11 protein-coding genes are annotated in these 12,344 nt (G+C 70.7%); 9 read left to right on the forward strand and 2 right to left on the reverse strand.

The window, feature by feature from the left end; translation table 11 throughout:
• Positions 1-152: 152 nt before the first annotated feature.
• A complete protein-coding gene (locus G1H10_RS34730) occupies positions 153-1,385 on the reverse strand; it encodes an alpha/beta hydrolase (RefSeq protein WP_163742457.1) in 1,233 nt (410 codons plus the stop codon).
• Positions 1,386-1,462: 77 nt separating this feature from the next.
• On the opposite strand from G1H10_RS34730, the gene hisH reads away from it, so the two are divergent.
• The 6 genes from hisH to G1H10_RS23595 all read left to right on the forward strand — a co-directional run bounded on the left by hisH (position 1,463) and on the right by G1H10_RS23595 (position 8,853).
• A complete protein-coding gene (gene hisH, locus G1H10_RS23570) occupies positions 1,463-2,107 on the forward strand; it encodes an imidazole glycerol phosphate synthase subunit HisH (protein ID WP_163742460.1) in 645 nt (214 codons plus the stop codon).
• Complete coding sequence (locus tag G1H10_RS23575; RefSeq protein ID WP_163742463.1) at positions 2,107-2,856, forward strand: class I SAM-dependent methyltransferase; 750 nt, start codon at positions 2,107-2,109, stop codon at positions 2,854-2,856. The genes hisH and G1H10_RS23575 overlap by 1 nt, the downstream gene beginning before the upstream one ends.
• A gap of 99 nt (positions 2,857-2,955) precedes the next feature.
• Positions 2,956-3,702 (forward strand): bifunctional 1-(5-phosphoribosyl)-5-((5-phosphoribosylamino)methylideneamino)imidazole-4-carboxamide isomerase/phosphoribosylanthranilate isomerase PriA, encoded by a 747-nt coding sequence (gene priA / locus G1H10_RS23580; RefSeq protein WP_163742465.1) that lies wholly within the window; start codon positions 2,956-2,958, stop codon positions 3,700-3,702.
• Positions 3,703-3,760: 58 nt separating this feature from the next.
• A complete protein-coding gene (hisF, locus tag G1H10_RS23585; protein WP_163742516.1) occupies positions 3,761-4,522 on the forward strand; it encodes an imidazole glycerol phosphate synthase subunit HisF in 762 nt (253 codons plus the stop codon).
• 465 nt (positions 4,523-4,987) lie between these two features.
• Positions 4,988-7,051 (forward strand): ABC transporter ATP-binding protein, encoded by a 2,064-nt coding sequence (locus G1H10_RS23590; protein WP_163742519.1) that lies wholly within the window; start codon positions 4,988-4,990, stop codon positions 7,049-7,051.
• Complete coding sequence (locus G1H10_RS23595) at positions 7,048-8,853, forward strand: ABC transporter ATP-binding protein (protein WP_216853596.1); 1,806 nt, start codon at positions 7,048-7,050, stop codon at positions 8,851-8,853. Before G1H10_RS23590 ends, G1H10_RS23595 begins: the two co-directional genes overlap by 4 nt.
• Before the next feature lie 69 nt (positions 8,854-8,922).
• Here the strand turns inward: G1H10_RS23595 and G1H10_RS23600 are convergent, their stop codons facing one another.
• Positions 8,923-9,459, reverse strand: coding sequence for a septum formation family protein (locus G1H10_RS23600; RefSeq protein WP_163742468.1), 537 nt, complete (start codon positions 9,457-9,459; stop codon positions 8,923-8,925).
• Between the two features lie 134 nt (positions 9,460-9,593).
• On the opposite strand from G1H10_RS23600, the gene hisI reads away from it, so the two are divergent.
• From hisI to G1H10_RS23615, 3 genes are all read left to right on the forward strand, one after another.
• Positions 9,594-9,944: a phosphoribosyl-AMP cyclohydrolase gene (gene hisI, locus G1H10_RS23605; protein WP_163742471.1), complete on the forward strand. Its 351-nt coding sequence runs from the start codon at positions 9,594-9,596 to the stop codon at positions 9,942-9,944.
• Between the two features lie 70 nt (positions 9,945-10,014).
• Complete coding sequence (locus tag G1H10_RS23610) at positions 10,015-11,556, forward strand: anthranilate synthase component I (RefSeq protein ID WP_163742474.1); 1,542 nt, start codon at positions 10,015-10,017, stop codon at positions 11,554-11,556.
• A complete protein-coding gene (locus G1H10_RS23615; RefSeq protein WP_163742478.1) occupies positions 11,553-12,215 on the forward strand; it encodes a Trp biosynthesis-associated membrane protein in 663 nt (220 codons plus the stop codon). Before G1H10_RS23610 ends, G1H10_RS23615 begins: the two co-directional genes overlap by 4 nt.
• The last annotated feature ends 129 nt before the right edge of the window (positions 12,216-12,344 follow it).

Consider the following 12,344-nt stretch of genomic DNA (forward strand, 5'->3'; position numbering starts at 1 on the left):
TCCTTGCGCACCTTATGGGGGCCTCAAGGAAGCTTGGTGTCGTAGAAGACGGGCAGCGTGGAAGCACGGTGCCGTGTCGAGGCGCGGTGCTACAGGGCGGCAAGGGGCTGCGTGGAAGCGTGGTGCGGCGGGTCGTCCTCGCGATCGGTCGCTCAGGGGAGATTGCGCAGGAAGTCGGCTGCCGCGTGTTCATACGCCGCGGGATCGACGTTCCACGAGCGCACGTGTCCGGCACCCTCCGGCCGCACGTAGGTGATCAGGTCCGGGCGGGCACGGGCGAACGCGTCGGACGACGTCACCGGCACGGTTGCATCGGCGCTGCCGTGGAAGAGCAGGACCGGCACGGCGAGCGCGTCGGCGTGGCGTACCTGGTCCATGGCGGCCAGGTCGATGCCGGTGCGCAGCCGCACCACCGCACCGGCGATGGTCGCCGCGAACGACGGCAGGTTCCGCGCGCGCGACTGGAAGACCAGGATGTCGCTCCAGGACAGCGCCGGCGAGTCGTAGATCACCCCGGCCACGCCGGCAGCACCGCGGGTGCGCAGGTAGTTCCCGACGATAGCGCCGCCCATCGAGTAGCCGACCAGGACGACGTCGTCGGCGCCGTGCGCTCGCACGTAGTCGATCGCCGCGGCGAGGTCGTCGGACTCGGTCCAGCCGAGGCCGTACTCGCCATCCGGGTCGGCCGGCGCGTCGTCGTCGTTGCGGTAGGCGATGGACAACTGCGGATGTCCGAGCGCATGCAACGACGCGAGCAGCCGGAACGACTCAGCTCGGTTCCCACCGCGACCGTGCACGTGTACGATCCAGCGGTTGCTGTCGCCGGGCACATAGGTGGCCGGATACGAGCCGAGCGGTCCCGGGTAGCTGACCTCGTCCACGTGCAGCTCGCTGACCTTGCCGAATCCGGCCAGATCGAACGGCGCGGCATAGAAGCTGGTGCGTGCCCGGATGCCGACCGCCGGGACGTCGGGATACGGGATGAGCTCCCGGGTGACCTGCCGTCCGGAGCGTGTGATCTGCGGTCCCAACCGGGCATAGCCACCCGGCCACTCCAGGCCGACCAGCCCGGGTTCGTCCGCCTCGCCCCCGGTGAGCGTGACCGTGGTGTCGCTGACGTCGAGAACCTCGACCGGGTACTCGGTGGGCGAGGTGTCCACCAGCAGCAACTCGCTGGCGTAGTACCAGCCGCCGGCCGCGGTCGTCGCGGAGACGACGCCTGCGACCGACGCGGCCGCGATACCGACCCGCTTCGGCCAGCGGCGCGTCGGAAGATCGTCCGTGATGGTGCCGTCCGTGATGGTGCCGGTGGCGGCGCGGAGAGCGGCGCCCGAGCGGGTCGAGTGGGCCGAGCGTCGTCGGGACGCGAGCTTCTCGTCGGTCACACAGGAAGTTTGCCATGCGCCGCGGCGCGTCACCGGCGGGGTCGCGGGGGAGACCGAACGAGAGAACGGATGGTGAGATGAGCGGGTCGCGACGCGTCGTCGTGCTCGACTACGGCTTCGGCAACGTGCGCTCTGCGGTGCGCGCGCTGGAGCACGTCGGGGCGGACGTCGAGCTCACCGCGGACACCGTCGCCGCGGAGAACGCCGACGGCCTCGTCGTCCCCGGCGTGGGCGCGTTCGCCGCATGCGCCGACGGGGTGCGCGCCGTCCGCGGTGATCAGGTGATCGGCCGCCGGCTCGCGGGCGGCCGCCCGGTGCTCGGCATCTGCGTGGGCCTGCAGGTGCTGTTCAGCCGTGGCGTCGAACACGGCACGGAGGCCGAGGGCCTGGACGAGTGGCCGGGCACGGTGGAACGGTTGCACGCCACTCCGCTGCCGCACATGGGGTGGAACACGGTGGACACGCCGGCCGGCAGCCTGCTGTTCGACGGTATCGAGAAGGAACGTTTCTATTTCGTGCATTCCTACGGGGTGCGTCGCTGGGAGCTGCCGGAGTCGGATCGTCTCCGTCCGCCGCTGGTGACGTGGGCCGAGCACAGCGGCGACCGGTTCGTCGCCGCCGTGGAGAACGGGCCGTTGTCGGCGACGCAGTTCCACCCGGAGAAGTCGGGGGATGCGGGCCTGACCCTGTTACACAACTGGATGAAAGGGCTGGACACGTGATGAGTTCCACCAAGTGGGACGCGCGCGCCTACGACCGAGATTTCGGTTTCGTCGCGGCGTACGGCGTCGAGCTCCTGGACTGGCTGCGTCCGCAACCGGGTGAGCGGATCATCGACCTGGGGTGCGGCACCGGCGATCTCACCGCTCGGCTGGTCGAGTCCGGGGCGTCGGTGATCGGGATGGACGCGGAGCCGGCGATGATCGAGGCGGCCCGGGAACGGCTCGGCGACGCGGCGGAGCTGCACGTCGCCGACGCGCACGACTTCGCGGTCGACGAGCCGGTTGACGCCGTCGTCTCGAATGCCGCATTGCACTGGATGCCGGCTCCGGTCGAGGTGCTCGGGTGCGTCTCGGACGCGCTGCGCGAGGGCGGCCGGTTCGTCGCGGAGATGGGCGCGACCCGCAACGTCGCGACGATCACGGACGCCGTGGACCAGGCGTGCCGGGAGGCCGGCCTGCCGGAGCGGCGCTGGCCCTGGTACTTCCCGTCGCCGGCGCAGTACGCCGCGATTCTGGAGGACGCCGGGCTGGAGGTGCGCCAGCTCGACTTCTACGACCGCCCGACCAAGCTGACCGGCCCGGAGGGCCTGCAGCGATGGTTGCAGATGTTCGCCAGCGAGGTGGTGGCCGACCTGCCGGCGGAGACGCTGGACCGCGCGGCCGAGATCGCCCGGCCCGCGCTGTGGCGGGACGACGCCTGGTGGGCGGATTACCGGCGGCTGCGCTTTCGGGCGGTCAAGGTCGCGTGAACGGACCCGCACCCGGTGCCGCGATGATTGCCGTGGATCGATGGGGTGGACACCACAGCGATCCACGGCAATCTCTGATCGATCCGTACGGAGGAATGTATGAGTGATGAGCGGCTGATCCTGCTGCCGGCGGTGGACGTCGCCGAAGGCCAGGCGGTCCGGCTGGTGCAGGGCGAGGCGGGGACGGAGACGTCGTACGGCTCGCCGCTGGACGCCGCGCTGGCCTGGCAGGAGTCCGGGGCCGAGTGGGTGCACCTGGTGGACCTGGACGCGGCGTTCGGCCGCGGGTCGAACCGCGAGCTGCTGGCCGAGGTGGTCGGCCGCCTGGACGTGGCGGTGGAACTGTCCGGCGGCATCCGGGACGACGACTCGCTGGAGAACGCGCTGAAGACCGGCTGCGCCCGGGTCAACCTCGGCACCGCCGCGCTGGAGGATCCGGACTGGACGGCGCGGGCCATCGCCCGGCACGGCGACCGGGTGGCCGTCGGGCTGGACGTGCGCGGGACGACGCTGGCGGCGCGGGGCTGGACCCGCGAGGGCGGTGACTTGTGGGAGGTGCTGGAGCGGCTGGACCGGGATGGCTGCGCGCGCTACGTCGTCACCGACGTGACGAAGGACGGCACGCTACGTGGACCCAACCTGGAGCTGTTGCGGTCGGTGTGCGAGCGGACCGACCGGCCGGTGATCGCCAGTGGCGGCGTGTCCAACCTGGACGACGTGGCGGCGCTGCGCTCGCTGATCGGCGTCGGCGTCGAGGGCGCGATCATCGGCAAGGCGCTGTACGCGGGTGCGTTCACTCTCGAGCAGGCGCTCGCCGTCGCCAGCCCCCATGATCATGAACACTAACCGTGCTATGTGAACGCAAAGTGTTCATGATCATGGGGCGAGGAGGGGAGATGTGGCCGTGAGTGTTGCCGTGCGGGTGATCCCGTGTCTGGACGTGGACGCCGGACGCGTCGTCAAGGGCGTCAACTTCATGAACCTGCGCGACGCCGGTGACCCGGTGGAGCTGGCCGCCGCCTATGGCGCCGAAGGCGCGGATGAGTTGACGTTCCTGGACATCACGGCCTCTAGCGACGACCGCTCCACCACCTACGAGGTGGTGCGGCGGACCGCCGAGGAGGTGTTCATCCCGCTGACCGTCGGCGGCGGCGTGCGCGCGGTGGAGGACGTCGACCGGCTGCTGCGGGCCGGCGCGGACAAGGTCGGCGTGAACACGGGCGCCGTCGCGCGGCCGGAGCTCATCCCGGAGATCGCGGACCGGTTCGGTGCCCAGGTGCTGGTCCTCTCCGTGGACGCGCGGCGCGGCGGGGACACCGCGTCGGGGTTCGAGGTCACCACACACGGCGGCCGACGCGGCACCGGCATCGACGCGGTGGAATGGGCGGTGCGGGCGGCCGAGTCCGGTGCGGGTGAGATTCTGCTGAACTCGATGGACGCCGACGGCACCAAGAACGGTTACGACGTGGAGATGATCACGGCCGTGCGCGCCGCCGTCGAGGTGCCGGTGGTGGCGAGCGGGGGAGCAGGTGCCGTGGAGCATTTCGCGCCGGCCGTGGATGCGGGCGCCGACGCTGTGTTGGCCGCGAGCGTCTTCCATTTCCGTGAGCTCAGCATCGGCGAGGTGAAGGGCGCGCTGGCGACGGCCGGTCACACCGTGCGCTGACGACGGCGCGCGCGCCCACGCCGCCTGGCTTGGGGCATGGTGCGGTGAGTGGTCGTTGGAAGGCGGTTTCCGCCGTCTTTGGGCGAGCATTCAGCGCACCATGGGCGAGCATTGAGCGCACCATGCACGCATCGCGTCGCCGCCGCACGCACCGCGCCGCCGCCGCACGCACCGCGTGGCCGCGCGCACCGCGTCGCGTATCGTGCGCCGCGCACCTACGTCTCGGGGACGGGGCGGGATTTTCGCGATCGGCGATAACCGGCGTAGGGAACGAAACCAGTTTCACGAGTGTCCGTGCGGGTTGATACTGTACACACGGCCCGGGCAGTCCACCTCAGCCATGTGCGCGGAGCCGGTTGTGTGGGCGGATACCGGCACCACGGGCACGGAGGATACCCAGGTGGCGCGGTCTTGTGGACGGCACGTCATCGCGTCGCGACCAGCCCGCACGCCGTGGTGACCGTGATGGGCCGGCACGACAGGACGCGGCATTCACGTGCATACACACACGGGTGCGGCGGCCGGGTGAGAGGTGCGGAAGACGACCGAAGGCAGTGGAGCGTAGTGGACAGGAGACCGGAGCGCCGGGCGACGCTCGGCGAAGGACTTCGTGTCCTGGGCAAGGCGATCCGCGGCGAACCGGTCATTCTCGGCATCGCGATCGCCGGCAGCGCGCTGTACGGGCTGATGACCGTCCTCGCCGCCGAGGTGATCGGCCGCGTGACGGACGAGGCCATCGTTCCCGCGTTCCGAGCCGGGGAGACCACCGCGGGCACCATGTGGGTCGCCGCGCTGGCGATCGTCGGCACAGCCGTGTTCAAAGCGGCCGGGATCGTGATCCGGCGATTTTTCGCCGGGCTCGGGCAGTACCGGCTGAACGCCACATACCGCCGACGGGTCACCCGCCAGTACATGCGGCTGCCGCTGTCCTGGCACCACCGGCACCCGGCCGGCAACCTGCTGTCGAACGCCAACGCCGACGTGGAATCGATGTTCTGGCCGATCGCGCCGCTGCCGTTCGCGCTGGGTGTGATCGTCATGCTGTTCTTCGCGCTCGGCTCGATGTTCCTGGTCGACCCGTGGCTGGCGCTGGTCGGTGTCATGGTGTTCCCGGCCATCCTCGTCATCAACTTCGTCTACCAGCGACGGTTGTCCCCGCTCGCCACCCGGGCACAGGCCCTGCGCGCCGACCTCTCCGGCGTCGCGCACGAGTCGTTCGAGGGCGCCGCGCTGGTCAAGGCGATGGGCCGGGAGGCGGACGAGACGGAGCGGTTCCGCCGCGTCGCCTATCACCTGCGGGACGCCAACACCGGGGTCGGGCGGATCCGGGGCGCGTTCGATCCGGTCCTCGAAGCGCTGCCGAACGCCGGCATCCTGATCGTGTTGCTGATCGGCTCCACCCGGATCGCGAACGGGTCGTTGGAGCCCGGCGAGCTGGTCCAAGTGGCCTACCTGTTCACCATCACCGCGTTCCCGATCCGCGCCATCGGGTTCGTGCTGGGGGAACTGCCGCGCGCCGTGGTGGGATGGCGACGCGTGTCGGCGGTGCTGGAGGCGACCGGGGAGCTGCCGCACGGCGATCGGCCGCTGCCGGCGACGGGCGACGCCGCTCGCCTGGGCGTGCACGGCGTCAGCTTCACCTACGAGTCGGACAGTGCGGTAGCCGCCGACGCGTCGGATCGCGCCGTCGGCGGCAGCGTGCACGGGCTGCGCAGCGAGATCGTCCCGCCCGACCGTCCGGTCACGTCCGGCGCGGCGGTGCTGGACCAGCTGGACCTGGAGATCGAACCCGGCCGTACGGTCGCGGTGGTCGGGCAGACCGGCGCCGGGAAATCCACGCTCGCCAGCCTGCTGATCAGGCTGATGGATCCGGTCAGCGGCGAGATCCGGTTGGACGGATCGGACCTGCGTCAGCTGCGCCGGGGCGAGGTCGCCGAGTCGGCCGCGCTCGTCTTCCAGCAGCCGTTCATCTTCGAGGACAGCATCCGCGAGAACGTCACGCTCGGCCGCGACGTGCCGGACGACGACGTGTGGGCCGCACTCGAGCTGGCCCAGGGCGACGACTTCGTCCGGGACAACCCGGAAGGCCTGGACGCGCCCGTCGGGGAGCGTGGCTCGATGCTCTCCGGCGGTCAGCGGCAGCGGCTCGCCTTGGCCCGCGCCCTGGTGCGCAGGCCACGCCTCCTGGTGCTCGACGACGCCACCAGCGCCGTCGATCCCGAGGTGGAACGACGGATCCTGGCCGGCCTGCGGGACGCCGCGCTGCCGTCGACGGTGGTGGTCGTCGCCTACCGGCGGGCCACCATCACGCTCGCCGACGAGGTGCTCTACCTGGAGGACGGGCGGATCTCCGCGCGCGGTGACCACGACGAGCTCATGCGCACGTCGCCCGGATACCGGCAGTTGATCACCGCCTATGAGCGGGACGCGCAGGAACGGGCCGGCGCGGGCGCCGATGGTGCCGGCGACGATCCCGGTGGCCGCCGTGGTCGAGCCCAGGACGCCGACACGGAAAGCGGGGGATCGTGAGCGAGGCGAGCACGGGCACGAGCGCGTCGTCGCGGCTCGGCGAGAACCAGGCCGCCGGGGCGTTGCGGACCATCCGGCGAGGGCTGGCGCTGTCGCCGGAGATCAAGGACGGCTTGGCGCTGACGCTGGTGATCGCGCTGGTGGCCACCGCCGGCCGGGTCATCGTGCCGATCGCCGTGCAGCAGACCGTCGACCGCGGGCTGAACGCTCCGGGTGGCGCGGACCTGGCCTATGTCCGGTGGATGTGCCTGGTGGCCGGGATCGGCATCCTGGTGACGGTCGCCGCGGCTTACCACATGAACCGGCGGCTGTTCCGGGCGACCGAGGCCGGGCTGGCGACGCTACGGATCAAGGGCTTCCGGCACGTGCACGACCTGTCGGTGCTGACCCAGAACACCGAACGACGTGGCGCGCTGGTCGCCCGGGTGACCACCGACGTCGATACCATCTCGCAGTTCCTGCAGTTCGGCGGGATCTTCCTGCTGGTGAACATCGGCCAGCTGATGATCGCCACGGTCATCATGTCCATCTACTCGTGGCAGCTGACCTTGCTGGTGTGGGCGACGTTCCTGCCGTTCTTCATCGCGTTGCGCTGGTTCCAGCGGTGGCTGTCCAGGGCGTTCATGGCGGTGCGCCAGCGGGTCGGCGTCATGCTCGGCGCGATCTCCGAGTCGGTGGTCGGGGCACAGGCCGTGCGGGCGTACGCGATCGAGGCACGCACGCAGCAGCGCATCGACGACGCGGTCGAGCAGCACCGGCGGGCCGCGGTGCGGGCGCAGCGGCTGGCGGCGGCGACGTTCTCCACCGGCGAGGTGGTGGCGGGGCTGGCCAACGCCGCAGTCGTCGTGGTCGGTGTGTATCTGGGCATCGCGGGTGACGTCACCCTCGGACAGCTGCTGGCGTTCATTTTCCTGGTCACGCTGTTCGTCGCGCCGGTGCAGGTCGGCACCGAGGTGCTCAGCGAGGCGCAGAACGCGATCGCCGGCTGGCGCCGGGTGTTGGAGGTGCTGGACACTCCGGCCGACGTGGCCGATCCGGGCGACGCGGGCGTGGTGCTGCCGCAGGGCCCGGTGGACGTGCGGTTCGAGAACGTCTCGTACGCCTATCCGGACGGTCCGGTGGTGCTGGACGAGGTGAACGTCGACATCCCGGCCCGCACCCGGGTGGCCGTCGTCGGCGAGACCGGCTCCGGCAAGACGACGTTCGCCAAGCTGCTCACCCGGCTGATGGACCCGAAGACGGGGCGCGTGCTGCTCGACGGGGTCGACCTGCGCGAGGTCCGGTTCGACTCGCTGCGCCGCCGGATGGTGATGGTGCCGCAGGAGGGCTTCCTGTTCGACGACACGCTCGCGGCGAACCTGCGCTTCGGCCGGCCGGAGGCCACCGACGACGACATCCGGCGGGCGCTGGATGAGCTGGGCCTGTCCGATTGGGTGGAGTCACTGCCGGACGGTCTGGACAGCCCGGTGGGTCAGCGCGGCGAGTCGCTGTCCGCGGGGGAACGGCAGCTGGTGGCGCTGGCCCGGGCCTACCTCGCGGATCCGGACCTGCTGGTGCTGGACGAGGCGACCAGCGCCGTCGACCCGGCGACCGAGGTGCGGCTGGCCCGCGCGCTGGAAGGCGTCTCGCGGGGCCGGACGTCGGTGACGATCGCGCACCGGCTGTCCACGGCGGAGGCCGCGGACGAGGTGTTCGTCTTCGATTCCGGGCGGTTGGTCGAACGTGGGCCGCACGCGAAACTGGTGGACGCCGGCGGCGTCTACAGCAAGCTGCACGCCGCCTGGATCACCCAGTCCCGCTAGATGCTGGTTGCGCCCTCGCGGCTCGTTCGCTCGCCTCGCTTGTGCAGGTCGAGTCGGACGAGCGACGAGTCAGCGTTCGGAGCCCTCGAGGGAGCCGGTGAGAGGTCCTTCCGGGTCGTAGGCGGTGCAGACGATGTCGCGGTCGTCGTCCTCCCACGACTCCGGCGACGGTGAGAGGTAGTTGATCCGCAACGACGTCTCGCCGTACGGGGTGCCGACGAACTCCTCGAAGGCCGGCACGCATTCGTCCACGACCTGCTGCTCCAGGGTCTCGTCGTCGGGCAGCTCGTCGCCGCTGATCTGGGTGATCAGGAAGATCTGCTGCTCGTACTCCTGCTCGCACGGGAACATGTCGACGGTCTCGACCATGCCGCCGTCGTCCGGCGCGAACGAGCCGATGCAGTCGCCGACCTGGATGTTGAAGATCCCGGCGTTCTCCACAGCCTCGGTGACGGCGTCCGTCTCTTCATCCCGCTCGACCTCGTTGCCCTCGTCGTCGTTGCCGAAGAGGTCTTCGACGGTCGAGCAGCCGGTGAGGGCGAGCGCCAGCGCCGCGCTGGTGACGACGGCGCGGGTGACCGCGACGGTCGGGGTCGAGCGTGCCACGGGAAAGCTCCTTGTCGGTTCGGATGGGTTCCATTGGAGATCGAACGCCATCGCGCACGATACCTCAGCCGGGTGCACATCCCGTGTGCCTGCCGACGATCGTCGGGAATCGCCACGTCCGGCAGAATGGAGGCATGCCCGGACTAGCCCCCGACATCGCCGAGCGGTTGTCGCGCAACCCCGACGGGTTGTTGCCCGCCGTCGTCCAGCAGCACGACACCGGTGAGGTGCTGATGCTCGCCTGGATGGACGACGAGGCGCTGCATCGGACCCTGACGACGGGACGCGCCACGTACTGGAGCCGCAGCCGCGGCGAGTACTGGGTGAAGGGGGAGACGTCGGGCAACCGGCAATGGGTGCGCGAGGTCCGGCTGGACTGCGATGCCGACACGATCCTGATCAAGGTCGACCAGGAGGGTCCCGCCTGTCACACCGGCACCCGCACCTGCTTCGACGACGGCCTGATCACCCAGGAGCTCCCATGATCATGAATACTTACCGTGCTATGTGCACGCTTTCTGTTCATGATCATGGAGAGCGTGCGAGGGGGAGCCGATGAGCCCGCTGGAGGCGACGCCGGACCTGCAGACGTTCCGCGTCCTGGCCAAGGAGCGCCGGGTGATCCCGGTGGTGCGCCGGCTGCTCGCCGACGCGGAGACGCCGGTCGGCATCTACCGCAAGCTGGCCGGCGAACGTCCGGGCACGTTCCTGCTCGAGTCGGCCGAGCACGGCGGCGTCTGGTCGAGGTATTCGTTCATCGGCGCGGATTCGGCGGCGATTCTGACCGAGCGCGACGGTGAGGCGGTGTGGCACGGGAACCCGCCGGTCGGTCTGCCCAGCGGCGGCAACCCGTGGGACGTGCTCGCCGGTACGCTGGAGGTCTTGCGCACGTCGCAGCTTCCGGACCTGCCGCCGCTCACCGGTGGCCTGGTGGGGATGGTCTCCTACGACGCCGTCCGGCGGCTGGAGCGGTTGCCGCAGGATACCGAGGACGACCTGGAACTGCCCGAGATGGCGTTCCTGCTGGCCACCGACATCGCCGTGCTGGATCACGACCACGGCGTGGTGCTGCTGATCGCCAACGCCGTCAACTGGGACGACAGCGACGAGCGGGTGGACGAGGCGTGGGCCGACGCGGTGTCCCGGCTGGACCGGATGACGGCCCGGCTGGCGGCCGACACGCCGTCGTCGGTGAACCCGTACGTTCCGGACATACTCCCGGAGCATCGCAGCCGGACCCCGAAGGACGAGTTCCTGGCGTCCGTGGAGCGGGCCAGGGAGGAGATCTACGCCGGGGAAGCGTTCCAGATCGTGGTGTCGCAGCGGTTCGAGGCGGAGGCGCACGCCGACGCGCTCGACGTGTACCGGGTGCTGCGCCGGGACAATCCGAGTCCGTACATGTACCTGATCCGGTTCCCCGGCGCCAACGGCGACGGCGAGGGCGCCTTCGCGGTGGTGGGATCGAGCCCGGAGGCGCTGGTCAAGGTCGAAGGCGACCGGGTGATGACGCATCCCATCGCCGGAACCCGGTGGCGGGGCGAGACACCGGAGGCGGACGCGTCGCTCGCCGCCGAGCTGCTCGAGGACCCCAAGGAGCGCGCCGAACACCTGATGCTGGTCGACCTCAGCCGCAACGACCTGGGCCGGGTGTGCGCGCCGGGGACGGTGGAGGTGGTCGACTTCATGTCGGTGCGCCGCTACAGCCACGTCATGCACATCGAGTCCACCGTGGTCGGCCGGCTGCGCGAGGATCTCACGGCGCTGGACGTGCTGGCCGCGTGTTTCCCGGCCGGCACGCTGTCCGGCGCGCCCAAGGTCCGTGCCATGGAGATCATCGAGGAGCTGGAACCGACCCGGCGCGGTGTGTATGGCGGCGTGGTGGGCTATCTGGATTTCGCCGGTGACCTGGACGTGGCGATCGCGATCCGCACCGCGCTGATCCGCAACGGCACGGCGTACGTGCAGGCCGGCGCCGGGATCGTGGCCGACTCGGATGCCGAGGCGGAGTGGACCGAGTCGCGCAACAAGGCGGCGTCCGCGCTGCGCGCCGTCGCTATCGCCAACGCCATGCGCCCGCTTGCGGAGGATCAGCCATGACGGCCGCGCCGGAGACACGGGGCCCAAAGGCCACGCGCCGAGAGTACGTGGCTGTGCTGCTGATGCTGGCGGCCGGCGGAGGGCTGGGGCTGCTGGCGTCCAGGCGGCCATGGGGCACCGCCGAGGTGCCGTCGTCGTTCACGGTAGAAGCGGCGGAGGTGACCGGGAACGACCTCGCGCCGCTGGTGTCCGCGGTGCCGCTGGTGGCGTTGGCGGCGGTGCTGCTCATGCCGGCGGTGCGGACGTTCGGGCGGCGCATCGCCGGCGGGATCCTGGCCGCGCTGGGCGGCGTCATGGCGGTGGCCTCGGCGACGGTCACCGCGGACCTGACCGGCCGGGTCGAGCGATGGATCGCGGACGCCCCGGAACACAGCGGACGGATCGAGAACCTGACCACCGAGCCGATGTGGGCCGTGCTGTCGGTGACGGCCGGTGCCGTGATCGTCGCGGCCGGTGTAGTGATCGTCTGGCACGGACCGCGCTGGCCGAGCATGGGCGCCAGGTACGAACGTCCGGCGTCCGCGCGCTCGGCCTCCCCGCGCTCGGTTTCCGCTGCGGACCCGGGTCCCGCGCGTACCGGCAACGGACGACGGGACACGCCCACCTCGGCCGCGCAGACATGGGACGCGCTGGACCGGGGCGACGACCCCACGGCCTAGGGCGTGTCTCCTAATTCATGGCCGGGCGAGGATGATGGTGGCGGCCAGGAGGACGCCGCCGTGGTAGGTGCGGGCGTACTTGTCGTATCTGGTGGCGATCCCGCGCCATTGCTTGAACCGGCCGAAGCC

Origin of the sequence: Phytoactinopolyspora halotolerans (genome assembly GCF_010550675.1) — a bacterium.
In the GTDB taxonomy this organism is placed as follows: Bacteria; Actinomycetota; Actinomycetes; order Jiangellales; family Jiangellaceae; genus Phytoactinopolyspora; species Phytoactinopolyspora halotolerans.